Raw genomic sequence first — 26,360 nt, 5'->3', positions numbered from 1 at the left:
ATACAGGAATTAATAAAAATGAATAAAAGATTGGATTCAACATCCAATCTTTTATTTATTCCATTTCATCAACTGTACCTTTCTAGATCACCTCGGTAGGAAACTCATGCCTTATGCTTTTTCCTCTTTAAAAAGCACTCTCTTCACATAAAACAAAATCCCCAATCCAAACAAAATCAATGGCAACTCCCAGTCTGCAGAAATCGGCAGCCATTTCAGCATCATGAGAATTAGCAAAACAGCTCCCACAACTGCGAAAAAAATGGCGTTTCTTTTTAATCCTTTATTTGATAAAAACAACACGCTCTCCTCCCTGATACTTACTAACTAATTGGATGTTAATTACGATGACATGTAAATGTAATGAGGTCGGCTCGATATTAACCTTGATATTACCATATAAAGAATATAAAGTTAAAGATAATTTATTCAACAAGAACCCTTAAAAATTTCACAAAACAAAAAAAGATTGAGCATCAATCACCCAATCTTTTACCTATTAAATCTCCTGACACGCCCAAGTATCCACCTCTACCTTTAGAGCAGGTGAAGCCAATGCCACCACATAAATCATCGTCATACAAGGCAGATGATCGCCCAAAAACTGCCCCATGATTTGTTTCCTGCTCTCAGCATCGAACTCTCCTACGAGATAAAATACTAGTTTCGTGATGTCCTTCACCGCCATATCCGCCGCTTCTACGTTTCGTTTCACATTCTCTAACGCTAATTCGAGCTGTTCCAATGGGCTCTCTGGAATTGTTCCATCCACCTCCATCCCTACTTGACCTGATAGGGTTAACCACCGCTGTGGTCCTGTTGTTTCTATTTGATGAGTGTAGGGTGCAACTGGCGGGTGAATGGCCTCCGGATTACGTGATGTTTTCATTGATAAAAACTCCTTTTCTGAAAATACAGTCAATTTTTATCATCATATCAAACTTTCAACGGTATTCAGATTTTTATGCTCATAGTAAACCTGAAGAAACAATCGCAACCGCCTGCTATAATTCTTGTTTTCTAAAAAGAAACCATCCGATGAGAAAAAAGAAACCAATCAATACCGATACACCTAGAAAGCTTGTAAGTGCCTGATCCGAATAAGTCCCTTTATAAATCATCTCCTCGGCTGCACTTGTTACGCCTTTAGGCGCAAACTTCCCTAATGTATCCTCATAAAATGAAGGAACGGTAAATAGAATAAGGTTGATCAAAAGCGATACACCGCCAGCTGTGACGGAACGCGTAAAGAATGCCGAAGCACAAATGGTCGACACGACAATCAGCAATAAATTGGGATAATAAAGAAGTGTTCCTTTTACGACATTGACCCAATCCAGATGCCCAAATTGGATGTCCACATAATAAACGGAAGCAAGCACCGCCACTACCAAACTAAACAAAGTCAAACAGGCATAGGCACATATTTTTGAGACATAATAACTCATTCGACTGATCGGTTTCACCATAATCATCGCCGTCACCCCAGAGGCACGCTCTCCAGCAATCGTCCCCATCACGATCATAATGAGAATAAAAACGCCAAGCGAATCAAATTTACTCAATGCACTGGCTAAAGCCTCACCAGCGCTAGGCTCTGGTATATAAAATGTGGACCCTTCAGGTAGATTCGCTGATTTCGACAAAAGATCCGGCAGCATTTTGAGCGTAATAGGCTGTGTAATCATTAAAATCGTAAAAATGATCGGTACAAATAAGATTTTATAACTAGTGAATAACTCCCTAAATTCCTTTTTCAACATCATCATGCCGTCACAACCTTCATGAAAATATCTTCAAGCGTCAGCTTAGATAGTCGATATTGGAGAAGAACACCGCCAGTTTCAGTGATGAGCCCCGGCAGCTCCTTCAATGCTGTTTGCTGATCTTTGACTCGCACCTGATAAGCGTTTCCTATCTCCATGCATTCCTCCACCCAATCCCGTTCTTTTAACAAAGCCACTAGTTTCGTATTCTGTTGTTCTAATTGAAATTCAATCACTGGCTGAATATAGTCTTCTTTGATTTGTTTCATCGAAGAGGACATCTCAATTTCGCCGCTGTTGATCATGATAATATGATCCGCCACACGTTCAATATCATCTAAAATATGGGTCGACATAAAGATCAGCATCTCTTGTTTCAGACGCTCAATCAAAGTCAGGACATCTTTCCTTCCCATTGGATCAAGTGCAGACACAGGCTCATCTAGAATAAGAACCTTCGGGCTGTTGATGAGCGCTTGTGCAATGGCGAGCCTTTGCTTCATCCCTCCGCTATAGCTGCCAATGGCACGATCCTTCGCCTCATATATGCGGCAAAGCTTCAACAGCTCCTCTGTTTTGGAGCGAATGATGTTTTTCTCTAATTGAAATAACCCGCCAACCCAATGCATCCACTCCTGCCCCGTCATATCCTGATAAAATGCAGGCTGTTGCGGACAATAGCCAATCACATGACTAATGTCATCCATGTCCTTTGTCACATCCATACCCGCCACCTTCACAACGCCAGACGTAGGACGAGCAAGCCCCGTCAAAATCCGAATCGTCGTTGTCTTCCCCGCTCCATTGGCTCCTAAAAAGCCGACACATCCAACCTCCCCAACAGAAAACGAAACGTTTTTTAAAATTTCATGCCGACCATACGATTTCGTCAGCCCATGACACTCCAACATATTCAACCGAACTCCCCCTTTTAAGAATGCTTACGACCAAAAATGAAATACGCAATAGGACCGACACTCGCCACAAACACAATCACCAAAGCCCAAACCCACTTCACTTCTCCCCTGATTCTCGATGGATCTCTTTTCAGCAAATCGAACAAACCAATCACCATCAAAATCGCTTGCAGTAAAATAAGAGGTAATATCATCTTCATATCCATCCACGCCACTCCCTTTTCAAACACCAATTTGTTTTGATATCACTTCTTTTGACGACATGAAGGGTGACTTCGTTCAAATGGATTTTATTTTTATCGATCGAGTGGTCTATAAGATATAAAAAAGCCCAGTGAAGGTGCGTTCACTGGGCTTACGTGTTATAGATGTTTATGATGAACCTCGCAAAATCTTTTCCATCTTCTTTCCTTTCGCTAATTCATCAATTAGCTTATCCAGATAACGAATGTTTTTCATGGTTTCTTCCTCAATATCCTCCACTCGAACACCACAGATAACCCCTTTGATTAAACTGCGGGAAGGATGCAGCTCAGGAGCCTCAAAAAAAAAGGTTTCAACGTCTATCTGTTTGTTCAACTGTTCCTGTAACTCTTCTGGACTGTACCCTGTTAACCAACAAATAATCGTATCGACTTCAGCCTTTGTTCGTCCTTTTCTCTCTGCCTTTGCGATATAGAGAGGATAGACTTTTGCGAAGCTCATTTTATAGATTTTAGGTTTGGTCATGTGTTATTCTCCTTTTCTTTATTAAAGTACTTTTATCGATGATAGTTACCCTTACGTTTTATTCCGCCTAACCTTTTATGTCCAAACTAATATTGAGGAATCTAGCTTCAACATGAATATAACAATAATAACCAAATATACATAAATTATGATATAATTACTGGTTATCAATATGTGAAAGGAAGAAGAGAATTGTCTAATTACGATTTTCATGCGTTACTTCAACCATTAGAGTTTGAAATGTTGGTATGTGATGTGGTCTCTCAAAGAGAGAAAGTTCCCTTTAGAACCTTTAAAGAGGGGCAAGATCAAGGTATTGATGGATTTTATACAGACGGTAAAACTAAAATCATCATACAAGTTAAGCGTTATGGTCAGCAATTTTTTAAACCATTAATGAAATCTCTAAAGCAGGATCTACAAAAAATCCGTAAATTAAAACCAGATCGATATATCTTAGGAGTATCAATGGAGTTAACACGACAACAAGCAAAAGATATTGTTGAATTATTTAAAGAATTCAACGTTACTGAACACGATATATTAGATAGAGTTCAATTGAACACACTCCTTTCACAGCCGACTTACAGAAAAGTGATAATCAACCAACCAAAGCTCTTAATCCCAAACTCAAATGTCCTAGAACATTTGTTAAAAAAATACTTACATAGTCGTATTTATAAAGAGTCTGCCTATAGATTAAAAGATGCTTGTAAAGCAGCCAAAACTTTTGTACCCTCAAAAGTCTATAGATCAGCGGTTTCGAATTGGGACAGTAATCGAACTATTATACTTTCCGGAGAACCAGGTGTTGGAAAAACAACGATTGCTCAAATTCTAGCTTTAGCACATTTGTATCAAAATCATTTAGACGGCTTTAGATGGGTATACTCAATCGATGATATATACAGTATGTTAGATGATCACCAAATACAAGTTTTTATTTTAGATGATTACTGGGGAAGTATCCTCGAAAAAGAAAAAAATAAAAAAGAAGAAGAACGATTAGCTAAGTTAATAAAGGATATCGAAAATTTCCCTAATGATACAAGATTAATTATTACAACAAGGGAATATATTCTTCAACAACTCATTCATAAAAGTCCTTTACTAACAAAAGTATTTGATAACTATACTTTAATTTGCAACTTGGAAGCATACACAGAGAGTGAAAGAGCAAGTATTTTATTTAGTCGTATCTATTACTCAAAACTGAATTATGAGTATGTTAACTATTTGCATCTTCATACAGATGAAATTGTATATCACGACAATTACAATCCAAGGGTACTATCACTATTTTTAGATCAACAATCTCAAAGTTATGAAACACCAGAGGATTACTTAAACCGATTGTTAAATTATTTAGATTGTCCAAGTGATTTTTGGAGAGATATTTTTGATAATTTATCTAATGAAGCAAAGCTTGTAGCTTTGCTACTACTAATTACTTCGACACCCTCATTACAAGAGGATATTGAAATCTGCTACAAAAATTCTTTACACTATTATTTCACTGAAACGCACACGAAGAATTTAAGTGAGAGTCTTAGAGAACTTGAAGAAACCATGATCAAGACAATTTATGATGATGAGTATGATGATATCTTTTTATATTTTATTAACCCATCGGCACAAGATTTTCTGCTTGACTTCTTGAAAGCGAATTCTGAACAATGGATTCCAAAACTACTACCTTGCTGCTCCTTCTATAACCAATTATTGTTTCTATATAAGAATATATCACCTTCTTGTAGTTCAAATGTTAGTGAACAAATCATACAAAGTTGTATGGAACATTATGATAATTATACAAATAGTTTTTCAGAACACTATAATATGTGGAATTTTGATATTGATATGTTAGATCAAGAAAAGGGAAGCTTAGATAGATTCTTTCATTTACTTAGAGTTTATCTAAAACAAAATCAAAAACAACCGAGTCTTTATAAATTTTTAAAGCGTAAAATCAACCAGTACTGCATTGATATGGGGAGTAATGATCCTAAAGACTATCAATATAATGATCTGCAAAATTTACCTGATATTATTGTAAGTTGTACGAATATCGGAATGAATTTTAACGGATATAAATTATTAGATAAATACTTTAAAAACGCCTTTAGTGTGTTTCATTATAAGGAAATAGAGCGTTTTCGAGAAATATTCCCTAGGGAGTACGCAATATTTCATGAATCTCATAACTCACAAATTAGAAAAAATATAAAACAATTAATTTTTTCAGAGTTAGATTTTTTAGATGAATACTGCATGGATGTAGAATTAGATATATTAATTGATAGCATTCCTGATTTATATGATTTTTTTGAAGTTCAATACTCAATAGAAATGGATAAAGAAATCGAGCTTTTATATGGACGTTCTCCTACACGAATAAATAATGACTATTCAATAATGAACGGTCATTTGCCAACTGAGAATAATTCAAGTGAACATGACCTAAATACAGTAAAATATAACGCATATGATTGGATGTATGGAAAAGAAGAGGCATTAATAGAAAATGATGAAGTTATCGAACTTATATCAAAGAGCAAACTTTCGAATGTCATCAAAGATAAGCTAAATCTCGCATTAGACAATTATACACCAGTTTACATCTACCAATTACTAAATACGAAAGAATCTTTGAATTTGTTAATTTCAGCATTAGAAAAACACGGTTCAATGCTGCCTGAGAGAGAAAGCGATATATATATGAAGATGTTAACCCATTTAACTCAAGGAGATTCCACATTATTAATAAATTTAACTAACTTTTGTATTGATTCATTTTATTCATTCATGTATCGAGAAAAACCTTTATTCCGAAAAGGAGAATTTTTAAAAAGTAACATTTATAGAGACCATTTAGCGGATAACCCTTCACTCAAAAATATTGTGTATGAACATTTAATACTAGAGGATGAACAGTGGTTACGTTTTATTAATATTCCATTATTCGTCGCTTGCTTTTCGATGAGTATATGTTTTAGCGTTGATGATGATGAATTACTAGAAATCTACCCAGAAATATGGGGTGAAAATTCAAAAAAAATCAAACGAATACAGCTGGAGAATGGAAAAGAATTATCCGAACTATTTTATCCTGAATTTGGAGAATACTACATCTATAACAGTGAGTGGGAAAGCATATTATATCGGCTTTTCGAAGAGTTAAAGCCATATCATTTTAATCAATTCTATGTTGAACCTGCCATTAAGCGATTTATGAAGCACTTGGGGGATGGCGATGAATCATCAAAGGTATTACAACTTATATCAACAATGGAATTGTTATTGGAATATGATCAGCATGATGAGATTAATCATATCGGGCAACAATATAGTATTAATGACGAACAAAATCTTATTGAGAAATTAGAAATAGCTGATTTTGATTTTTGGGATTTACCTCCGATTCCCCAAAATACATTGACTTCTTTAATTAAAGGTGACTTAGTAAAACAAAAAGAAAATAATTGGAAAATACCTGTTTGCAAAATAGAGAACATCAGTTTATTAAAAGAACTTGGAGTTTATAGTCACTCATTAATATGCATAAAAAAGATTGAAAATCTCCTTAAACGCTTTGAAAATGGTGATTATTCAAAAATAATAGTACCCTAAACAAAAAACACCCCTTTAACAGATTCTCAAAGGGGTGTTTCATTATTAAAATTAACCTACTCCACCGTCACACTCTTCGCAAGGTTACGTGGTTTATCCACATCACACCCGCGGTGAAGGGCTGCGTAGTAAGCGATTAGCTGTAATGGAACAACAGATGCAAGTGGTGCAAGTGCTGGGTGTACAGCTGGAAGGACGAAACGGTCGCCTTCGTCTTCTAAGCCTTTTAGTGAGATGACACATGGGTTTGCGCCGCGTGCAACGACTTCTTTGACGTTACCGCGAATGCTGAGGTTCACGTGCTCTTGCGTTGCAAGGGCAATGACTGGTGTGCCTTCTTCAATTAAAGCAATTGTGCCGTGTTTGAGTTCTCCGCCAGCAAATCCTTCTGCTTGGATGTAAGAGATCTCTTTTAGTTTGAGTGAACCTTCAAGGCACACATAGTAATCAAGTCCTCTTCCGATAAAGAATGCGTTACGTGTCACTGTGAAGAAGTCACGAGCGATTTGTTCCATTTCATCCTTTTGATCGACAAGGGCTTCCATTGCATTTGCCACAATCCCAAGCTCTTTCACAAGATCGAAGTCAAGAGATTGACCATTTAATTCAGCTGCAACGGATGCAAGGATTGCAAGAACAGCGATTTGCGCTGTGTAAGCTTTTGTTGAAGCCACTGCGATTTCTGGTCCTGCATGAAGAAGCAATGTGAAGTCCGCTTCACGAGAAAGCGTAGATCCTGGTACGTTTGTGATTGTTAATGCTTTATGACCCAGCTCTTTGACTTGAACAAGTACAGCACGGCTGTCCGCAGTCTCCCCAGATTGAGAAAGGAAGATGAACAACGGCTTTTTCGATAGAAGCGGCATGTTGTAAGAGAATTCACTTGCTACATGGACTTCTACAGGTACTTTTGCCCAGTCTTCAATATATTGTTTACCAACAAGTCCTGCATGATAGCTCGTTCCACAAGCCACGATGTAAATGCGGTCTGCTTCTGCTACTGCGCTTGCGATATCGCCAGCGACTGACAGCTTGCCGTTTTCGTCTTGATATTCTTGGATGATTTTGCGCATGACAAGCGGCTGCTCATCCGTTTCTTTTAACATGTAGTGAGGATATGTGCCTTTCTCGATGTCGCTTGCATCTAGCTCAGCGATATAAGAAGGACGTGTCATGATATCACCGTCAAGGTTTTTGATGATCACCTCGTCTTTTGTGACAATGACCATTTCTTTATCCATTAATTCCGCATATTCGTTTGTTACTTGAAGCATCGCCATTGCGTCAGAAGCGACAACGTTGAAATCTTCTCCGAAACCAACCAATAATGGGCTTTTGTTTTTCGCCACATAGATTGTTTCTTTGTTTTCGTTATCGAAAAGAGCAATTGCGTAAGAGCCTTTTAGTTGAAGAAGCGTTTGACGGAAAGCTTCCTCTGTATCAAGACCTCTGTTCACAAATTGTTCGATGACTTGAACAACAACCTCTGTATCTGTGTCGCTTTTTAGTGTGACGTCTTGTAAATATTCGCGTGTCAATTGTACATAGTTCTCAATGACACCGTTATGAACAAGCGTAAAACGGCCAGAAGCACTTTGATGCGGATGCGCATTTAGATGGCTTGGTACACCGTGTGTTGCCCAGCGTGTATGTCCGATTCCAGCTGAAGATGCTACGTTTGCATCAACAACTTCACGAAGCTCAGCGATACGTCCTTTTTCTTTGAACACATGCACGCCTTCTTCGTTTGCCACAGCGATACCTGCAGAGTCATACCCACGGTACTCAAGCTTCTCTAAACCTTTTAATAAGATTTCCTTCGCATCATTCTGACCAATATAACCTACGATTCCACACATAAATATTCTTCCTCCCGATCATGTGAAAGGGACAAAGAAAGCCTACTACAATAGAAGGGACATTTCTTCGTCCCTCTCTACATGTTTAATTTGGGAGATCATGTGTATTCCCTTTGTACAAAGAGTCACCTCTTTGCTTTAAAGAAACACTTACGGCTGTGATCTCTTTTTTGATCAGCCGGGAGGCATCCGCCGAAAATTCGATAACCTCCATCCTCGTCAACTAAGCATCTTTCGTCCGATCGCTTAGTTCGGGCGCTATAATTATAAGAGAGTTTCTGAACATCTACCCTGCCTTTCCTGATAGAATAAAAATCCAGTAACACAAGGATGATTGTACTATAAGGTCTGACCTCCGTCAATCACAATTTAGCGGGTGATCCCTTTCAAGAAAGTAAGACCTCCATACACTATATGCGATGAGGCTTGTCACGTTCTACCTTTGATGTGCTCTCCTATGTATGAAGACAACAGTTAATTGCCCTCGCGTATAAGATTCGTACAAATCCATCCATTTATGACGTTTATTCGAAAAAAAGCAAACCGCTACTAGCGATTTGCTTTGATATCTATTACTCAATACCCATTTCCTCTTTCACTACAGCGGTAATTCGAGTCACATATTCATCACATAGCTCTTTTGTTTTCGCCTCTGCCATGACACGTACAAGCGGCTCTGTTCCAGATGGACGAACAAGAATACGGCCGTCACCGTTCATCTCTTTTTCAACCTCTTGAATTACTGCTTTTACTTTTTCATTTTCTTCTACTTTATATTTATCAGACACTTTCACATTCACTAGAAGCTGCGGGAATTTCTCCATTTCAGCTGCAAGCTCTGACAATGTTTTCCCTGTTGCTTTGAGTGTGTTGACAAGCATGATTGCAGAAAGCATGCCATCACCTGTCGTATTGTAATCAAGGAAAATCAAGTGGCCTGATTGCTCACCGCCGACATTATACCCATCCTTTTTCATCGCTTCAACCACATAGCGGTCACCAACAGCGGTTTGGATGCTCTTAATGCCTTGTTTCTCAAGCGCTTTATAGAAACCTAGGTTGCTCATGACCGTAGAGACGACCGTGTCATCCTTTAATCGACCTTCGCCCTTCAAATAACGTGCACATATGTACATAATTTGATCGCCGTCTACAATATCACCTTTTTCATCGACAGCAATCAGACGGTCACCGTCACCATCAAACGCAAGACCAATATCTGCACCCTTCTCCTTCATAAAAGCAGAAAGCGCCTCTGGATGAGTTGAGCCTACACCATCATTGATATTCAATCCGTTTGGTGATGTTCCCATTGTGGACACATCCGCATCTAAATCCGCAAATAAATGTGTCGCTAGAGAAGAGGTTGCACCGTGTGCACAGTCAAGCGCCACGTGAATACCTGTGAAATCCTCGTCTGCTGTCTGCTTCAAGAATTGCAAGTATTTCTGACCGCCTTCGAAGTAGTCATTTACTGTTCCAAGATCCGCTCCAACTGGGCGTGGCAATTGATCGACCGGCTGATCCATCAGCTGCTCAATTTCATTCTCCTGTTCATCAGACAGCTTAAAGCCGTCACCGCCGAAGAATTTAATTCCGTTATCTTGAACTGGATTGTGAGAAGCAGAGATCATGACACCCGCTTCTGCGTCCATTGCTTTCGTTAAATAAGACACTCCAGGTGTTGAGATCACACCCAGACGCATTACTTCAGCCCCAATTGAAAGTAAGCCTGCAACGAGCGCTCCTTCTAACATATGACCGGATACACGTGTGTCTCGCCCAACGAGTACCTTTGGACGTTCTTTATCCTTCGTGAGCACATAGCCGCCAAATCTCCCAATTTTAAATGCGAGCTCTGGCGTTAATTCGCTATTCGCCACACCCCTTACACCATCAGTTCCAAAGTACTTGCCCATGTTTCAATCGCTCCTTTTTTACCATTCAAGAGGACGCTTCGTCCTCTTTTTTATCTTCTTTGATCCGCTGTCTTTGACTTGATTCTTTCTTTGCTTTATCTTGCGTGGATTCTTCTTTGCTTTTCTCTTCCTGATCATCGTCATCAGAAGATGGCTTCTTCTGATCATTTGTAGACGCTGGCTGATCTTCTGTCTCAGTAGAAGTCAATTTCACTTTGACCTTTGATCTCGATAATGTCCACGTCACATTTTGAGGACCGTTCACTTGAATTGTGACCTCATGTGTTCCTTCGTTCAAGTCCCCGACATTGATATAGGCTTCAACATCTGAAGCCTTTAGTTTATCAATCGCACTCTTTGATCCCTTTGCTGTTAACGTAAGCCGTCCAGAAGATGGGCTCACAAAATCAGAGGTGAGATCCTTGCTCAGACCTACGACAGAAATTGGTACATTATCGATCTTTTTTTCTTGAGCTGTAGCAACCTTCACTTTGATCTTCACCGTTTCGGGTGATACCTTTTTCACACCATCTGGCAGGGGAATATCGGCATCAATCTCCGTATCATCTTTGATCTTGCTTAGGTCCAGCTTGACGCCATCAATAAAATCAAGCGAATCCAGCACTTTTTGAGAGCCGTACACTGTGACCTCACTCGGGCTTGTCTCAATACTTGAGATACTGATCCCATCCGGCAAACTGCCAGTCCGCTCTATTTTAAACGGAACCTTTTTGCTTGGACTTGAGATGGGAACTGTAATATTCACAACAGACGGACTCAATTCGACTGGCAGCTCATTCCCACTGCTATCATACACAGTGAGCTTCGCTTCCTTTTCAATTTGCTGATCGACATCCTCTAGGTTCACAAATGCTTTAATGACAGAAATTTTGTCGATCACGTCTTTTGAACCTGTGACTGTGACTTTTTTCGGATTCACAATAGGCTGTTCAGGTGAATAGCCGTCTTTGATTTTATTTTGATTATAAAATTCGGTTTCAACAGGAAATTCTGCTGTTGTTTTTTCTTGTATCGTCACCGTCGTCACAGATGGGTTGATCGATAGCGTGAGTCCCTTTGATACATCTCTTGCCTTCAACTCCACTTTATGAGTACCTGTGGATAAATTCTGCATATCTGCATATATTTCAAAGTTCTTTGTTTGTCTTGCTGTTTTCACAGCACTCGTTGACCCTTTAATCGTCACATTGACTGTTTGCGGCACACCAGTGACGACGTACTTCTCGTCATCATAATACGCTTTAACAGGAATATCGGTTAAGGTCGCTTCATCTGTCGTCGATGTTGGGAAAAAGGATTCACCGATTTTTTTCGGCGTGGGCGCTTGCGCTGAATTGACTGCACCATACAGCAATAAAGCGAAGACCAATGCAAAAAGCTTTACGGCCCAGCGATTATTCAAAATCTTATCCATTTTTCTTGCCCCTCCAATACCATTTGGTCGAGGAAGCATCTTTGCTGTTCTTACTAAATTCAGCAATCAGCATTTCTTCAAGCGCTTCTTCTGTCAATTCTCGGTGGAGATCACCATTTCTCGCGACAGAAATGCCGCCTGTCTCCTCAGAAACGATGACGGTCAAGCTGTCTGTCACTTCGCTAATTCCGACTGCCGCCCGGTGACGCGTCCCTAGTTCCTTAGAGATAAAAGGACTTTCTGACAGCGGTAAATAACAAGCCGCAGCTGCAATCTCATCACGCTTCATAATGACAGCACCGTCATGAAGCGGTGTATTTGGAATGAAAATATTAATGAGCAGCTCTGAACTCACCTTTGCATTCAAAGGAATTCCAGTCTCTATGTAATCATTCATCCCAGTATCACGCTCAATTGTCAGCAGCGCGCCAATTCTGCGTTTTGCCATATAGTTAATTGCTTTTGTAATTGCCTCGATCGTTTTCTGCTGCTGTTCCTCTACAGGTGTCCCGCTTCTTGAGAAGAAACGGCCGCGCCCAAGCTGCTCAAGCGCTCTCCTTAGCTCTGGCTGAAAAATAATAATGATCGCAAGGAATCCCCACGTAATCGCTTGATCCATCAGCCATTGAAGTGTGTTAAGACCGAGATACGCACTTCCCATCCTGACGAGAACAATGACCACAATTCCCTTTAAAAGCTGAACCGCTTTTGTTCCGCGGATGACCATCATTAATTTATATATCACATACCAAACAACGAGAATATCAACAGCATTACCGAGGTACTGCAAAATAGGAATATCCCCTAAAGCCATTTCCTCGTCCTCCAGAATTTTCAGTTATTCTTCGTTTGATGCATTTTTGATAAAAAAAGAGCCTATGTGTAAATACATAGCGTGGCTATTATATCACATTTTGTTTCAGCAAGGAAAACAGTTGCCATATATGGCTGGCCTGCTAGCTCGCATACATTCTGACCTATAATATAGAAAAAGAGCAGCTCCTAAAGAGACTGCTCTCGACCCGTATAATTACTTTTGCTCCTCTGGTCCAATGACCCGCATCACATTTTGTGCTGTAGATTTCATTTTGTACCAAATCCAATCAAACACTTCATTAATTTCATTAATTTGACCAGTGACTTGTCCGGCAGAAGCAGTCAGCTGTTCCCCATTGACGACGGTGACATTTCCATCAACCTTGCCTTCTACAATCAACTTGCCATTTTTGACAGTGACATCACCTTTTACGGTTTCCCCTTTAGGTACGGTCACTGTATCATTTACAACGACGAGATTCGGCTGCTTCGACACACTGAAATTATGATCCGTATTCCAGCTTGTAAACAGACTGCCTCCCATCAAAATGAGAAAGAGGGCAGCGGCCACCATCAGCGGATGAGCTTTGATCCATCTTTGAACCGACACACGCTTTTTTTCCTTTGGAAGACCTGCCATCACCTTTGCAGTGAAATCAGTCGGTGCTTCTATATGAGATGTACTCTGCACAAGCGCGATGGATTTCTCAATTTGTTGAAAATGAGTACGGCACTCCTCACACGATTGCAGATGGCTCTTTAATTCTTTTTCGTCTTGGGGCTCAATGTCCCCGTCTAAATACTGATGCATAAGCAGGACGATTTTTTCCTGACAGCTCATCAAAATCACCTCACTCAAAGGTCTCTCAACTGTTTCCGAAGAGCCTCTCTACCCCTGTGTATTCTCGTTTTCACCGTACCAACAGGTATATTTAGAATCTCACTAATTTCTTTTAACGAGAGTTCATCAATATACTTTAATACGATGACCGAACGATATTTATCGGGTAATCTTAGAATTTTTTGCTGAATGGTACTCGATAATTCAAGAGACACCACCTCTTCCTCTGGCAAAATGCCATCAGCAGCAATTTGAGAATACATATTCAATCCTTCTGTTCCTGCCACCTCTGCATCTAAATAATAATCCGGCTTTTTTTTGCGAATACGATCGATGGTCAGGTTGGTTGCAATGCGGTACAGCCACGTAGAAAACTTACGATTCACATCAAAGCTTTCAATATTCACATAGGCACGAATAAACGCCTCCTGTGCAATATCCTCTGCTTCGTGTGCATTCCCAAGCATACGGTAGCACAGCTGATAAATTTTGTCTTTATACAGGTCTACGATGTCTGCAAATGCGTTCTGGTCGCCTTTTTTCACTTGCTTAATTCTCTTTTTAATCATTGTGTCCATAGTATATTCAACCTCTGCCTTCACCGGTCTTTATGTATACGAACCTCTTTCCAAAAGGTTTCATTCTCCTCTAAAAAATAGTGTAACAAATTTTTGACAACGTGTTACGCATATCCACTGGTAAAAACCTTAATATATCCTTAAATTTTCCGAAAATAAAAAAGAACGGGAACAAATCCCGCTCTACAATAGCTTTTCGCCCATTAACGATCCAATTAATGCAACAGCTGCTTCGGCTGTTTTATTTTTTTCATCCAAAACCGGGTTCACCTCAACAAATTCAGCTGAAGTCAAAATACCGGCTTCTTCTAAAAGCTCCATAGCAAGATGACTCTCCCGGTAGCTAATGCCGCCTGCCACAGGAGTTCCTACACCAGGACACTCGGCTGGATCTAATCCATCTAAATCAAGAGACAGGTGGACACCATCTGTTCTTTCCTTTAAATATGCAATCGCTTCCTCCATCACCCTTGTCATCCCTAAACGATCTATTTCATGCATCGTATACACTTTAATGCCTTTATCTCTAATCAACGCCCGCTCTCCTTCATCTAAGGATCGAGCACCAATTAAAACAACATTCTCAGGCTTCAATTTTGGAGAATAGCCGCCAATATTCGTTAAATCCGCATGGCCAAGGCCAAGACTGACTGCAAGCGGCATACCATGTATATTTCCAGAAGGAGAGGTTTCCTCTGTATTTAAATCACCGTGTGCATCATACCAAATGACACCTAAGTTTTCATAGTGCTTCGATACCCCCGCAAGTGTGCCAATGGCAATGCTGTGATCACCGCCTAAAATGAGCGGGAATGAGCCTGATTGCACAATACTGTCAACCTTCTCAGCCAGCAGCTGATTCGCACCAGCATTCTCCGTTAAATTCTTTAGCTTTTCACTTGTATATAAACCTTTTTCATCATCTCTTTGTTCAACCGGGATATCCCCGAGATCCTCCACATCAAATGAAAGCGATTCCAATTTTTCTTTTACGCCTGCACACCGAATCGCACTTGGTCCCATATCGACGCCCCTTCTCATTTGACCCAAATCCATCGGAACCCCGACAAGCGTGACCTTCTTTTGATCTCCCATATGTACATCCCCTTTCCGTTCATGCTTATATTTTACTTTCTCGGTGCCTTCTGACTCAACTCAACAATATTTTGAATAGTTATACATTCCGCCTGCCAACATAAAAAAAGACACCTTTTTGAAAAAGGTGTCTTAACTGGGCTAGCTGGATTCGAACCAACGCATGACGGAGTCAAAGTCCGTTGCCTTACCGCTTGGCTATAGCCCAAGAATGGTGGAGGGGGGCGGATTCGAACCGCCGAACCCGGAGGGAGCGGATTTACAGTCCGCCGCGTTTAGCCACTTCGCTACCCCTCCACATATGAAATTGATAAAGAAAAAACAGTGCCGGCAAGAGGACTTGAACCCCCAACCTACTGATTACAAGTCAGTTGCTCTACCAGTTGAGCTACACCGGCATATGGTGGAGGATGACGGGCTCGAACCGCCGACCCTCTGCTTGTAAGGCAGATGCTCTCCCAGCTGAGCTAATCCTCCACATCAATGGTGACCCGTACGGGATTCGAACCCGTGTTACCGCCGTGAAAGGGCGGTGTCTTAACCGCTTGACCAACGGGCCAATTTGTCAAGTTTGACTGTTTCCGTGAAGCTGACAAAAGTTATTATATACAGGTTGTCCCCCTTTTGTAAAGGGGATTTTTATTTTTTTTATTTTCTAACTATTTACCTTTGATTAGCACCACTTTTTCACTGAAATATAATTTCAGTATTTAAATATAATGTTGAAATTTCATATCATACTGAATATACTGAAAATGAAGAAATAAGGAGGAATGTCGCATGCAGCCATCTCAATTGCGTTCTTTGACAACAGAATCAAGAAATCCTAACACAATGGGAATATCACAAGCAGATCCACTCGAAATGCTCCAAATGATTAATGAAGAAGATATGAAGGTCGCTCAAGCAGTCAACCGTGTCCTACCACATGTCAAAACAGCAAGTGACTTCGCCTATGAATCCATCTCAAATGGGGGCAGACTCGTTTATTTAGGAGCCGGGACAAGCGGCAGACTAGGCGTGATGGATGCTGTCGAATGTCCCCCTACCTATAGCGTCTCACCTGATGTGATTGTCGGCATCATGGCAGGCGGAGACTCTGCTTTTTCACATGCTGCCGAAGATGTGGAAGACAGTGAAGAGGCCGGCAAACAGGATTTAGTACACATTCACCTGACATCAAAAGATACAGTCGTCGGTATCGCCGCCAGCGGTAGGACACCCTACATCATCGGTGCTTTAAACTACGCTAAATCCATCGGCGCAAAAACAGTAGCCCTCAGCTGTAATGAACAAGCAAAAATTAGCGAACTGGCAGACTGCGCCATTGAAGTCATTGTAGGACCTGAAGCCATCACCGGGTCAACACGAATGAAAGCTGCATCCGCTCATAAAATGATTTTAAATATGCTTTCCACCTCTGTCATGATCAGACAAGGAAAAGTATATGAAAACCTGATGGTTGATGTAAAAGTCAGCAATCATAAATTAAAAGAACGCGCCATCACCATCATTCAACATGTGACAAACGCTCCCTACGAACAAGCCGTGAAAACGCTTGAAGCGGCAGACTTAGAAGTCAAAACTGCCATTGTCATGCTTCAAACAAACACAGACAAGAAAACAGCCAAGGATTTACTCAACAAAACGAATGGTCATATCGACAAAGCCATCTCACATCATCAATCCTAAAGGAGGCAGAGCTCATGTCAGCAGGTGGACTCACCCTACTACACACAATGAAAGCAAAGCTCCCCCAATCTGAAAAAATCATTGCAGACTATATCCTTGCCCATCCTGACAAAGTCATTAAAAGCACAGTACATGAGATCAGTCAGGCAGCCGGTGCAAGCAGCTCTGCAGTCATCCGCCTTTGTAAATCTCTCGGTCTAGATGGCTATCACGATTTAAAAATGCGAATCGCTGGAGACTTGATGCATAACGATAAACAAGGCTACCGTGATATCGAACAAGATGAACCAATTCAGTCCATTATTCAAAAAACAGCAGGAAACTCGATTCAATCGATTAAGGACACTGCATCTATTTTAAATGCAGATGCGTTAGAAAAGGCTGTTCAATTACTGCTGCATGCAAACCAAATCCATTTTATCGGCGTCGGTGCATCTGGCATCGTCGCAGCGGATGCCCAGCAGAAATTTCTCAGAATCAATTATGCAGCGACTGCCTTCACTGACATGCACATCGCATCAACGGTTATCGCAAATGCAGGAAAGAATGACATCGTGTTCGGTATATCCTTTTCAGGAGAAACGTTAGACGTCATTCAAGCCCTTCAGCTCGCAAAAGACAATCAAGTCAAAACCATTGCCTTGACGCATCCAGGTCAAACAAGCGTTTCTGCCTTATGTGACGTTCACCTATCGACGTCCGGTTCCAATGAAGCACCTTTTCGCAGTGCAGCGACTTCCTCTAGAATGGCACAGCTCTACTTAATTGATGTCTTGTTCCTCAGCTTAGCTTCCCGTCAATATGAAGAGACAGCGCAATATATTGACAAAACAAGACATGCCATCCGCTCCATGAAACGAAAAACAAAGGGGGATTCAACATGAGTCATCAAACGAAATATCAGCAGTTGGCGAAAGACATTCTTTCTCTCTGTGGTGGTTCTGAAAACATTTCTTCCCATACACATTGTATGACGCGTCTCCGAATTACACCGATTGACAATGAACAAGTTCAGATCAATGCAATCAAAGAACTCGATGGCGTCATTGGAGTCGTCGAGGCAGAAACGCTGCAAATTATCTTAGGTACTGGTGTTGTCAACCAAGTATCAAGTGCATTTGAACAACTGCTAAATGCCTCTGGCTCCTATGATTTAAACAACGAAGCACAAAAAAACAAGCAAGCCATTTCACAAAAGAACCGCACACCGTTCAAGCTGTTCTTACGACGAATTGCCAGCATTTTTATTCCTATCATTCCAGCACTCGTTGCATCAGGTCTTATTACAGGGATTACAAAAGCAATCGTGCAAGCGGGCTGGCTTGATGGAAAGTCTCAAGCAGCGATCATTTTAACCGTTATTGGTTCAGGCTTGTTCGCATATCTCGGTATATTAGTCGGAACAAATGCCGCAAAGGAGTTTGGAGGCTCTCCTGCATTAGGCGCATTAGCTGGTATCCTCATTATTAATCCAGCCTCCGCAGATATTATGCTATTTGGCACAAATATTCTACCAGGCAGAGGCGGTCTCATCGGTGTTCTTCTAGCTGCCATCTTTATGGCGCTTGTGGAAACAAGAATCAGACGCTTCGTCCCGCAATCACTTGATATCATCGTCACACCAACCATCACACTACTCATTACAGGCATTTTTACGTACGTTGTCTTCATGCCAGTCGGCGGATTTATATCTGATGCCATTACCTCAGGATTAACTTATCTATTAAATATGGGCGGAATCTTCGCTGGATTTATTCTTGGTGCGACCTTCCTTCCACTTGTTGTAACAGGACTTCACCAAGGACTGACACCGATTCATATGGAACTCATCAATTCCATAGGAGATGACCCGCTTTTGCCGATTCTCGCTATGGGCGGTGCAGGACAGGTAGGTGCCGCATTCGCCATTTATATGAAAACAAAAAAGAAAAAACTCAAAAGAGCTATCGCCGGTGGACTTCCTTCAGGGATGCTCGGCATTGGTGAACCACTCATTTTCGGTGTCACACTCCCACTAGGACGACCATTTCTCACCGCTTGTCTTGGCGCTGGAATCGGCGGAGCATTTCAAGCCTACTTCCAAATTGCAACGAAGGCGATTGGTGTATCAGGTCTCCCATTAACCTTTATTGTTCACGCACATCAAATGCTTCTTTACTTAATCGGACTCTTTATTGCATATGTCGCTGGATTTATTTTCACATACTTATTTGGTTTTCATGATGATATGGCTGTTGAATTTGAGGAAAAATAAGCAATAGGAGGTCTAACTCTTGAAGAAATACTTTCTCTTAATGACAAGTCTGCTCATGCTCCTTGGATTACCAGCACAAACATTTGCAACTAGCTCCCATCCTGTATCGTCTTTGTCTAAAACAGCACCTGAAGAATATCCCGTCTTAAAAAAGGCAAAACGACCGGAACAAGTTGGTTTTTCTTCTAGGCAGCTTAGGAAGGTTGATCACATGATTCAAAACGATATCAAAGCAGGGTTTCCAGGAGCCGCACTCATCATTATCAAAGACGGAAAAATCGTCCATCAAAAAGCCTATGGCTACAGGCAAAAATACGAAGGCACAACGGAACTCAAATCCTATAAGAAAATGAAAAAGAACACTCTGTTCGACTTAGCATCCAACACCAAAATGTATGCGACCAACTATGCCCTGCAAAAGCTTGTCTACGAGAAAAAACTGAATGTGAATGAAAAAATACAAGCCATCCTGCCAGATTTTAAAGATGAACCAGATGCAAAGGTAACCGGCAAAGATCAGCTCCGTGTAAAAGATCTTCTGACCCATTCTGCCGGACTCCCTTCCAGTGTTTTATTTTATAGCAAAGAAGCAGCCGGCACCTTTTTCTCTCAAGATAGAAAGACAACGATGAAATGGCTGCCGAAGGTGCCTCTGCAATACAAACCAGGCACCCAGCACATTTATAGTGACATTGATTACATGCTGTTAGGCATGATCATTGAGAAAAAAACAGGCATGCCTCTTGATCAATATGTAGAGTCGACAATCTATCGGCCGCTAGGTCTCAAACACACAATGTTCAATCCACTACAAAAAGGATTCAAACCGAAGCATTTTGCAGCAACCGAACGTTTAGGTAATTCGCGAGATGGTGTCATTGATTTTGAAAACATTCGCAGATACACCCTGCTAGGCGAAGTCCATGATGAAAAAGCATATTACTCAATGGCAGGAATTTCTGGTCATGCTGGACTTTTCTCTAACATATCAGACATGGCCGTGCTGCTCCAGCTCATGCTGAACAAAGGAGGCTATGGAAAAACAACCATCTTTGATCAAGCTTCTATCGATCTCTTTACAGCCTCTTCTGATACAAACCCAACATACGGGCTAGGCTGGCGAAAAAACGGTCATACTGACATGGAATGGATGTTTGGAAAATATGCAAGTAACGAAGCCTATGGACATACTGGCTGGACCGGAACGATGACATTGATTGATCCAAAACATAATCTAGGTATCGTCTTGCTGACAAATAAGAAACATTCGCCTGTCGTTTCACCTGAAACCAACCCAAATCAATTTGAAGGTGACCTTTTCCCAACTGGCACTTATGGAAGCATCATGACCGCCATCTACGAATCTTTTAAGTAAAAGGAGGAATTCGATGTTAAAAGCACTTTTCCCCGCTGCTTTGGTTTTAGCTCTGCTAACCTCTTCCATTCCAACGGAAAAGGTTAGCTCTGCCCCTCTTTCAACCGCAAAACAAATGGTACAAAACATGTCTTTGGATGAAAAGATAGGTCAAATGCTTATGCCAGACTTTCGTAATTGGCAAACAAAAGATGAATCCGCACCTACAGGCTTAACAAAGATGAATAAAGAAGTATCCCATCTTGTAGAAAAATATCATCTAGGCGGTGTCATCTTATTTGCGGAGAATGTCGTTGATACGAAACAAACCGTCAAACTCACCCATGAATTTCAAAAAGCATCACCAAAGATTCCATTACTCATTTCAATTGATCAAGAAGGTGGAATCGTCACAAGATTACAAAAGGGAACACATTTCCCAGGAAATATGTCGATTGGTGCCTCTAGAAGCACGAAAAATGCATACGACACAGGGAAAATCATCGGTAAGGAATTAAACGCACTAGGTATCAATACAAACTTCTCTCCTGTGCTAGATGTGAATAATAACCCAAACAACCCCGTCATTGGTGTCCGTTCCTTTAGCTCTGACCCTGCCCTTGTCACAAGGCTTGGCCTTCAAACCATGAAGGGACTTCAAAAGGAGAAGACGATTTCGACACTCAAGCATTTCCCGGGACATGGTGATACAGCCGTCGATAGTCACTACGGCTTGCCGCTCGTAGAACATGATCTAGATCGTTTAAAAAAAGTTGAACTCTATCCATTTCAACAAGCCATCAACGCTGGTGCGGATATGGTCATGACCGCTCATGTTCAATTTCCCGCCATTGATGATACAACATATAAAAGCAAAAAAGATGGCGAGGACATTATGGTTCCAGCAACCTTATCGAAAAAAGTCATCACACACTTATTAAAAGAAGAGATGGGCTTTCAAGGTGTTGTCGTAACAGACGCCCTAAATATGAAAGCGGTTGCAGATAACTTCGGACAGGAAGAAGCCGTAGTGATGGCCATTAAGGCTGGCGTCGACATCGCCCTCATGCCAGCACCAGTCACCTCTCTTAAAACTGAGAAAAACCTTGAGAATGTGTTCAATGCTGTAAAACAGGCAATTGTAAAGAAAGAAATTCCGATGTCTCAAATCAACGAATCTGTTGAAAAAATTCTTCAATTGAAGATCAAACGAGGCATCATTTCTTCCAAAAAACCTATCACCCTTGAGAAAAAAATCAAAAAAGCCACTCAAGTCGTTGGGAAAAAATCGCACCGGAAAGCAGAACAAAAAATGGCGCGTGAAGGGATCACCCTGCTTAAAAACAACGATAAGACCCTACCCTTCAAGCCTAAAAAGAATGATAAAATCTTGGTCATGGCACCTTACGAAGATCAAACAAAAGCCATGTCTGTCACAATTGACTCTCTGATCAAACAAAAAAAGATTAAACCTGTACGTATCCAATCATATGCTTTTGCGGATAAGACCTTCAACAAAGAAACAGCCAGACTCATACTAGATGCTGACTATGTGATTACCGGCTCATATGTTGTCCAAAATGATCCAGCTGTGAATGATGGTGTGATTGATGACAATGTACAGGACCCGAAAAAATGGGCTACTGCTTTCCCGCGTGCTGTCATGAAAGAAGCTGCAGCACAAAACAAAAAAATGGTCATCATGAGCCTAAGAAACCCTTACGATGCTGCAAATTTTGAGGAGGCGGATGCCTTAATAGCTGTTTACGGTTTTAAGGGCTACTCAAACGGACAATTCAACCAGCCAAATATTCCTGCTGGGTTAGAAGTTATATTTGGCACTGCATCACCTAAAGGCAAACTGCCTGTAGATATCCCATCTGTCACTCATCAAAATCAAACCCTATATCCATTCGGCTATGGACTCAACTTGAAAGGGAAACAGATCAAATAGGAGGGATTCTCTTGAAAAAAACAGCAAGCTTCATACTCGCAAGCATTCTCATTATGAGCACATTGACCGCCGCCTCCCCCGCAAGCCAAGAACGAACAGATACAAAAGGAAAAAAGGCAGCAGTCAAAACAGGGATTGAAACACTACTCTCAGGCAACCTTTCATGGTTAAAAGGGAAAAGGGTCGGCCTCATTACGAACCCAACTGGTATTGATGCAAATATGAAAAGCAGTGTCGATCTCCTATTTGAGCATCCAAATATTAAGCTTACTGCTCTATATGGACCTGAACATGGTGTGCGCGGCGATGCACAAGCAGGAGAAGGCGTCGAATCCTATACCGATGAAAAAACAGGTCTTTCTGTTTACTCCCTCTATGGAAAAACAAGAAAACCAACGCCTGACATGCTCAAAAATGTAGATGTCTTGCTGTTTGATATCCAAGATGTTGGCACTCGTTATTACACCTATATTTACACGATGGCCTATGCGATGGAGGCCGCTAAAGAAAACAACATTCCCTTTGTTGTCCTAGACCGTCCGAACCCTATTGGCGGACTAAAAGTAGAAGGCCCTGTATTAGAACCTGAGCACGCTTCATTTGTAGGGCTCTATCCAATACCATTAAGACATGGGATGACCACTGGTGAACTAGCAACATTCTTTAACAAAGAGTTTCATATCAATGCTGATGTCACAGTCATCAAAATGAAAAATTGGAAGCGTTCCATGACGTTTGATGACACGAAGCTGCCGTTCGTCCTTCCTTCACCTAACATGCCGACAGTGGATAGTACCTTTGTATATCCCGCCACAGGATTAATTGAAGGCACAAATGTCTCTGAAGGCAGAGGAACAACAAAACCGTTCGAGCTCATTGGTGCTCCGTATATCAATAGCAATGAGCTAGCAGATCATCTAAATCAATTAAAACTAAAGGGTGTGAAATTTAGACCCGTATCATTCACCCCCACTTTTTCTAAACATGCAGGGAAGCTATCACACGGTGTGCAGCTATACGTCACAGACCGCTCTTCATTCGAAGCGGTAAAAACAGGGTTATCCATCATTAAAGCCATACATGATTTATATCCAAAAGACTTTGAGTTCCTTCAAACAGGCAGCTTTGATAAACTCATCGGGAATGATTGGATCAAAGAAGAAATCAACCAAGGTACTTCTGTCAAACACCTCATGAAGCGTTATCATCACGACCTCAAATCGTTCGAAAAGAAACGGAAGAAATATCTCATCTATTAATTCGCAAAAAGACCTCCATCTCATAGGATGGAGGTCTTTTCATGATAAAGATTTAGTCACAGCAGGTGCCTTCAGCTCAAATCGATTGAGTAAAAAACCAAACAAGGCAGCAAGTACTTGCTGAAACAGCATGCCAATCACAACAGGGACAGCAACAGCAGGCGGGAAAAAGCTAATAGCAAGCACAGCCCCAGCACTAATATTTCTCATGCCGCCTGTATACACAATGGCCACAATTTCCCCTTGAGTACATTTCATCACCTTTCCAATCAACCACGCAAAAGCATACCCACTCATCGCAATGAAAAAGACAGTCGCTGCTTTGCTAAAAAATGCAGCATCCAGTTCACGCAAATATGGGGCGACAACAGAACTGTTAATCGATACGACAACAAACAAGCCTAATTTTGAAAAAGGAGCCAGGGTCTGACTCATTGTTTTCGTCACCGATGGCTTTGCATACTGACGAACGAGCATCCCTAAAATAGAGGGCATCACCACCATACCGAACAGCCCTTTCATGATCGCCACCATGTCCATATGGACCTGTGTACCGACGAAAAGTGACAAGCTTACTGGAACAATCAATGGCGAAAGCAATGTATCAATTAAAATGATAGATAGCGTTAACCCGACATTCCCTTTATACATCGCCGCCCATATTAAACTAGACACACCTGTCGGAATCACCATCGCAAGCGTCAAACCGGTGATCGTCATGGAATCCCCCGCAAATATCAAATGCCCCGTTGACCATGCATAAAGGGGCATCAGCACATGCAAAATCATAAACGATAAAATCAAAGGCAATGGATGCATTACCGTATGCTTTAAAGCCGAAAAAGTAGAAGACAAACTCCCTGCAAAGGTCATAACAGCAAATACCCATGGCACCAAAAACGTAAAATCCTTTAAATAGGCCGCCAATAAAACGCCGAATAACACACTAATAGGCGTAATAAGCGGCATCATCCGGCCGAGCACTTGGTTCAAACGCACAAGCATGCCGGCCACCTCCATCCTTCACTTTCTACCCTTTCTATTGTAACAAACAGAAAGAACTTATTAAGAACTATTCACCTGTTTCACAAGATTTCGACTTTGTATATCCATTCCAACTACGTCTACTTGTACGCCAGCTGCTTGAAACTTTTCCTTTACACGTTCTATCGCTGGAGATCTTTCCCTGATGAACACTTGGATGAAGCGTCTTTTAGAACGATCAATAAAATGAAACATCGAACTGAATAAAGACAAACAAAAAAACCCCTATATAAAGGGGCTTTTGGTTTATTAACGTAATAATTGAAGTACGTTTTGTGGCTGTTGATTCGCTTGTGCAAGCATTGCTTGAGACGCTTGAGAAAGAATGTTGTTCTTAGTGAATTCACTCATTTCTTTAGCCATGTCAACGTCACGAATACGAGACTCAGCAGCAGTTAAGTTTTCAGCAGATGCACCCAAGTTGTTAATAGTGTGCTCTAGACGGTTTTGTACTGCACCAAGTTTTCCACGTTGAGCAGATACTTGGTTAATAGCTGCATCAACAATACTTAGTTGAGTATCAAAACCAACATCAGTAGCATCTGCTGCATTATCAGCAAACTTTCTTACATCGATGTCTTTAATAGCTTGATTCGCTACAATCCCATTAGCATCTTTAACTCCCAATGCATCTGTACTCATTTTATCAATATGAACTGAAATTTGTTGAGTTGCGTTAGCACCGATTTGGAACACTAAAGCATTACCACTTGCTGGGACTGCAGGTGTACCGTTATCATCTGGATCATCTGGATCTCCCGGAATTGCCGGTGTTCCTGGGGTTCCTTTAAACGTACCATCTAATAATTTTTTACCGTTAAACTCTGTACGATTTGAAATTCCATCTACTTCTTCTTGTAAAGCTTCAATTTCATCTTGGATAGATTGAAGGTCAGACTCTTTATCCTGCGTACCAGTGTTTCCAGCTTGAACCACTAGTTCACGTACACGTTGAAGGATCGAGTGAGTTTCAGTCAATGCACCCTCAGCTGTTTGGATAAGAGAGATACCGTCCTGTGCGTTTTTAGATGCCATTTCTAATCCGCGGATTTGTCCACGCATTTTCTCAGAGATGGCAAGACCAGCTGCGTCATCTCCTGCACGGTTGATTTTGAGACCAGAAGAAAGCTTCTCCATGTTCTTTTGGCTCGCACCGTTGTTTGCAGATAAACGGTTTAAAGTGTTAAGTGCTGCGATGTTGTGGTTAATTCTCATTTC

At 41.1% G+C, this 26,360-nt stretch carries 23 protein-coding genes and 5 tRNA genes; 7 read left to right on the top strand and 21 right to left on the bottom strand.

Annotated elements, in window-relative coordinates; translation table 11 throughout:
* Positions 1 to 111 precede the first annotated feature (111 nt).
* The 6 genes from MHH41_RS01140 to MHH41_RS01115 form a co-directional block, all read right to left on the bottom strand.
* Entirely contained in the window at positions 112 to 300 is a 189-nt protein-coding gene (locus tag MHH41_RS01140) for a hypothetical protein (protein ID WP_340865407.1), read from the bottom strand.
* Between the two features lie 199 nt (positions 301 to 499).
* Positions 500 to 889, bottom strand: coding sequence for a RidA family protein (locus tag MHH41_RS01135; protein WP_340865406.1), 390 nt, complete (start codon positions 887 to 889; stop codon positions 500 to 502).
* A gap of 115 nt (positions 890 to 1,004) precedes the next feature.
* Complete coding sequence (locus tag MHH41_RS01130; RefSeq protein ID WP_340865405.1) at positions 1,005 to 1,769, bottom strand: ABC transporter permease; 765 nt, start codon at positions 1,767 to 1,769, stop codon at positions 1,005 to 1,007.
* Complete coding sequence (locus tag MHH41_RS01125; protein ID WP_212046286.1) at positions 1,766 to 2,683, bottom strand: ABC transporter ATP-binding protein; 918 nt, start codon at positions 2,681 to 2,683, stop codon at positions 1,766 to 1,768. Before MHH41_RS01125 ends, MHH41_RS01130 begins: the two co-directional genes overlap by 4 nt.
* A 14-nt stretch (positions 2,684 to 2,697) precedes the next feature.
* Positions 2,698 to 2,889, bottom strand: a complete 192-nt coding sequence (locus MHH41_RS01120; RefSeq protein WP_137055138.1) for a PLD nuclease N-terminal domain-containing protein — start codon at positions 2,887 to 2,889, stop codon at positions 2,698 to 2,700.
* Positions 2,890 to 3,055: 166 nt separating this feature from the next.
* Positions 3,056 to 3,412, bottom strand: a complete 357-nt coding sequence (locus MHH41_RS01115; protein ID WP_340865402.1) for a DUF2200 domain-containing protein — start codon at positions 3,410 to 3,412, stop codon at positions 3,056 to 3,058.
* 192 nt (positions 3,413 to 3,604) lie between these two features.
* On the opposite strand from MHH41_RS01115, the gene MHH41_RS01110 reads away from it, so the two are divergent.
* A complete protein-coding gene (locus MHH41_RS01110; protein ID WP_340865401.1) occupies positions 3,605 to 7,042 on the top strand; it encodes an nSTAND3 domain-containing NTPase in 3,438 nt (1,145 codons plus the stop codon).
* Positions 7,043 to 7,098: 56 nt separating this feature from the next.
* Here MHH41_RS01110 and glmS read toward each other — a convergent pair whose 3' ends face one another.
* From glmS to MHH41_RS01050, 12 genes are all read right to left on the bottom strand, one after another.
* A complete protein-coding gene (gene glmS / locus MHH41_RS01105) occupies positions 7,099 to 8,901 on the bottom strand; it encodes a glutamine--fructose-6-phosphate transaminase (isomerizing) (protein WP_008360582.1) in 1,803 nt (600 codons plus the stop codon).
* A gap of 572 nt (positions 8,902 to 9,473) precedes the next feature.
* Positions 9,474 to 10,820, bottom strand: a complete 1,347-nt coding sequence (gene glmM, locus MHH41_RS01100) for a phosphoglucosamine mutase (protein ID WP_044139154.1) — start codon at positions 10,818 to 10,820, stop codon at positions 9,474 to 9,476.
* A gap of 25 nt (positions 10,821 to 10,845) precedes the next feature.
* Positions 10,846 to 12,255, bottom strand: a complete 1,410-nt coding sequence (locus MHH41_RS01095; protein WP_137055135.1) for a CdaR family protein — start codon at positions 12,253 to 12,255, stop codon at positions 10,846 to 10,848.
* Positions 12,248 to 13,069 carry a diadenylate cyclase CdaA gene (gene cdaA / locus MHH41_RS01090; RefSeq protein ID WP_003217057.1) on the bottom strand — a complete coding sequence of 274 codons (822 nt, stop codon included), beginning with the start codon at positions 13,067 to 13,069 and terminating at the stop codon, positions 12,248 to 12,250. The genes MHH41_RS01095 and cdaA overlap by 8 nt, the downstream gene beginning before the upstream one ends.
* 216 nt (positions 13,070 to 13,285) lie before the next feature.
* Positions 13,286 to 13,912 carry an anti-sigma-W factor RsiW gene (gene rsiW, locus MHH41_RS01085; protein ID WP_034664492.1) on the bottom strand — a complete coding sequence of 209 codons (627 nt, stop codon included), beginning with the start codon at positions 13,910 to 13,912 and terminating at the stop codon, positions 13,286 to 13,288.
* 14 nt (positions 13,913 to 13,926) lie between these two features.
* The gene (gene sigW / locus MHH41_RS01080) at positions 13,927 to 14,490 is read right to left on the bottom strand and encodes an RNA polymerase sigma factor SigW (RefSeq protein ID WP_034664426.1); all 564 of its coding nucleotides are present in this window, start codon (positions 14,488 to 14,490) and stop codon (positions 13,927 to 13,929) included.
* A 183-nt stretch (positions 14,491 to 14,673) separates the two neighbouring features.
* Positions 14,674 to 15,585 (bottom strand): arginase, encoded by a 912-nt coding sequence (gene rocF / locus MHH41_RS01075; RefSeq protein WP_050943445.1) that lies wholly within the window; start codon positions 15,583 to 15,585, stop codon positions 14,674 to 14,676.
* Between the two features lie 136 nt (positions 15,586 to 15,721).
* Positions 15,722 to 15,793 (bottom strand) — tRNA-Gln (locus tag MHH41_RS01070).
* Between the two features lie 4 nt (positions 15,794 to 15,797).
* Positions 15,798 to 15,882 (bottom strand) — tRNA-Tyr (locus tag MHH41_RS01065).
* Between the two features lie 28 nt (positions 15,883 to 15,910).
* Positions 15,911 to 15,983, bottom strand: a tRNA-Thr gene (locus MHH41_RS01060).
* 3 nt (positions 15,984 to 15,986) lie between these two features.
* A tRNA-Val gene (locus MHH41_RS01055) sits at positions 15,987 to 16,062 on the bottom strand.
* 7 nt (positions 16,063 to 16,069) lie between these two features.
* A tRNA-Glu gene (locus tag MHH41_RS01050) sits at positions 16,070 to 16,144 on the bottom strand.
* A gap of 221 nt (positions 16,145 to 16,365) precedes the next feature.
* Here MHH41_RS01050 and murQ point away from each other — a divergent pair.
* Genes murQ through MHH41_RS01020 form a run of 6 tightly spaced genes read left to right on the top strand, consistent with a single transcriptional unit; the run spans position 16,366 to position 24,098 of the window.
* Complete coding sequence (gene murQ, locus MHH41_RS01045; RefSeq protein ID WP_340865398.1) at positions 16,366 to 17,277, top strand: N-acetylmuramic acid 6-phosphate etherase; 912 nt, start codon at positions 16,366 to 16,368, stop codon at positions 17,275 to 17,277.
* Positions 17,278 to 17,291: 14 nt separating this feature from the next.
* A complete protein-coding gene (locus MHH41_RS01040; RefSeq protein WP_340865397.1) occupies positions 17,292 to 18,161 on the top strand; it encodes a MurR/RpiR family transcriptional regulator in 870 nt (289 codons plus the stop codon).
* Entirely contained in the window at positions 18,158 to 19,531 is a 1,374-nt protein-coding gene (locus MHH41_RS01035) for a PTS transporter subunit EIIC (protein ID WP_050943451.1), read from the top strand. Before MHH41_RS01040 ends, MHH41_RS01035 begins: the two co-directional genes overlap by 4 nt.
* 19 nt (positions 19,532 to 19,550) lie before the next feature.
* A complete protein-coding gene (pbp4b, locus tag MHH41_RS01030; RefSeq protein ID WP_226804579.1) occupies positions 19,551 to 20,906 on the top strand; it encodes a penicillin binding protein PBP4B in 1,356 nt (451 codons plus the stop codon).
* 13 nt (positions 20,907 to 20,919) lie between these two features.
* A complete protein-coding gene (locus MHH41_RS01025; protein ID WP_340865396.1) occupies positions 20,920 to 22,839 on the top strand; it encodes a glycoside hydrolase family 3 protein in 1,920 nt (639 codons plus the stop codon).
* Positions 22,840 to 22,850: 11 nt separating this feature from the next.
* Complete coding sequence (locus MHH41_RS01020) at positions 22,851 to 24,098, top strand: exo-beta-N-acetylmuramidase NamZ family protein (RefSeq protein ID WP_340865395.1); 1,248 nt, start codon at positions 22,851 to 22,853, stop codon at positions 24,096 to 24,098.
* Between the two features lie 39 nt (positions 24,099 to 24,137).
* Here MHH41_RS01020 and MHH41_RS01015 read toward each other — a convergent pair whose 3' ends face one another.
* The 3 genes from MHH41_RS01015 to hag are packed head-to-tail and all read right to left on the bottom strand — an operon-like array spanning position 24,138 to position 26,357.
* The gene (locus tag MHH41_RS01015; protein ID WP_340865394.1) at positions 24,138 to 25,103 is read right to left on the bottom strand and encodes a bile acid:sodium symporter family protein; all 966 of its coding nucleotides are present in this window, start codon (positions 25,101 to 25,103) and stop codon (positions 24,138 to 24,140) included.
* Between the two features lie 60 nt (positions 25,104 to 25,163).
* Entirely contained in the window at positions 25,164 to 25,355 is a 192-nt protein-coding gene (locus MHH41_RS01010; protein ID WP_212046754.1) for a hypothetical protein, read from the bottom strand.
* 36 nt (positions 25,356 to 25,391) lie between these two features.
* Positions 25,392 to 26,357 (bottom strand): flagellin Hag, encoded by a 966-nt coding sequence (hag, locus tag MHH41_RS01005; protein ID WP_212046753.1) that lies wholly within the window; start codon positions 26,355 to 26,357, stop codon positions 25,392 to 25,394.
* Positions 26,358 to 26,360: the final 3 nt, after the last annotated feature.

The organism is Bacillus sp. FSL K6-1145, from assembly GCF_038003425.1.
GTDB lineage: Bacteria > Bacillota > Bacilli > Bacillales > Bacillaceae > Bacillus > Bacillus pumilus.
The sequence above is the reverse complement of the archived record's forward strand: the minus strand, read 5'-3'. Positions and strand labels throughout refer to the sequence as shown.

Bases quoted from the DNA above. Each gene is read 5' to 3' on its own strand.
- MHH41_RS01015 (WP_340865394.1), bottom strand. From the start codon at position 25,103: ATGCTTGTGCGTTTGAACCAAGTGCTCGGCCGGATGATGCCGCTTATT.
- MHH41_RS01115 (WP_340865402.1), bottom strand. From the start codon at position 3,412: ATGACCAAACCTAAAATCTATAAAATGAGCTTCGCAAAAGTCTATCCT.
- hag (WP_212046753.1), bottom strand. From the start codon at position 26,357: ATGAGAATTAACCACAACATCGCAGCACTTAACACTTTAAACCGTTTA.
- rocF (WP_050943445.1), bottom strand. From the start codon at position 15,585: ATGGGAGATCAAAAGAAGGTCACGCTTGTCGGGGTTCCGATGGATTTG.
- MHH41_RS01130 (WP_340865405.1), bottom strand. From the start codon at position 1,769: ATGATGATGTTGAAAAAGGAATTTAGGGAGTTATTCACTAGTTATAAA.
- murQ (WP_340865398.1), top strand. From the start codon at position 16,366: ATGCAGCCATCTCAATTGCGTTCTTTGACAACAGAATCAAGAAATCCT.
- glmM (WP_044139154.1), bottom strand. From the start codon at position 10,820: ATGGGCAAGTACTTTGGAACTGATGGTGTAAGGGGTGTGGCGAATAGC.
- MHH41_RS01040 (WP_340865397.1), top strand. From the start codon at position 17,292: ATGTCAGCAGGTGGACTCACCCTACTACACACAATGAAAGCAAAGCTC.
- MHH41_RS01025 (WP_340865396.1), top strand. From the start codon at position 20,920: ATGTTAAAAGCACTTTTCCCCGCTGCTTTGGTTTTAGCTCTGCTAACC.
- sigW (WP_034664426.1), bottom strand. From the start codon at position 14,490: ATGGACACAATGATTAAAAAGAGAATTAAGCAAGTGAAAAAAGGCGAC.
- MHH41_RS01095 (WP_137055135.1), bottom strand. From the start codon at position 12,255: ATGGATAAGATTTTGAATAATCGCTGGGCCGTAAAGCTTTTTGCATTG.
- glmS (WP_008360582.1), bottom strand. From the start codon at position 8,901: ATGTGTGGAATCGTAGGTTATATTGGTCAGAATGATGCGAAGGAAATC.
- MHH41_RS01135 (WP_340865406.1), bottom strand. From the start codon at position 889: ATGAAAACATCACGTAATCCGGAGGCCATTCACCCGCCAGTTGCACCC.
- cdaA (WP_003217057.1), bottom strand. From the start codon at position 13,069: ATGGCTTTAGGGGATATTCCTATTTTGCAGTACCTCGGTAATGCTGTT.
- MHH41_RS01035 (WP_050943451.1), top strand. From the start codon at position 18,158: ATGAGTCATCAAACGAAATATCAGCAGTTGGCGAAAGACATTCTTTCT.
- MHH41_RS01120 (WP_137055138.1), bottom strand. From the start codon at position 2,889: ATGGATATGAAGATGATATTACCTCTTATTTTACTGCAAGCGATTTTG.
- rsiW (WP_034664492.1), bottom strand. From the start codon at position 13,912: ATGAGCTGTCAGGAAAAAATCGTCCTGCTTATGCATCAGTATTTAGAC.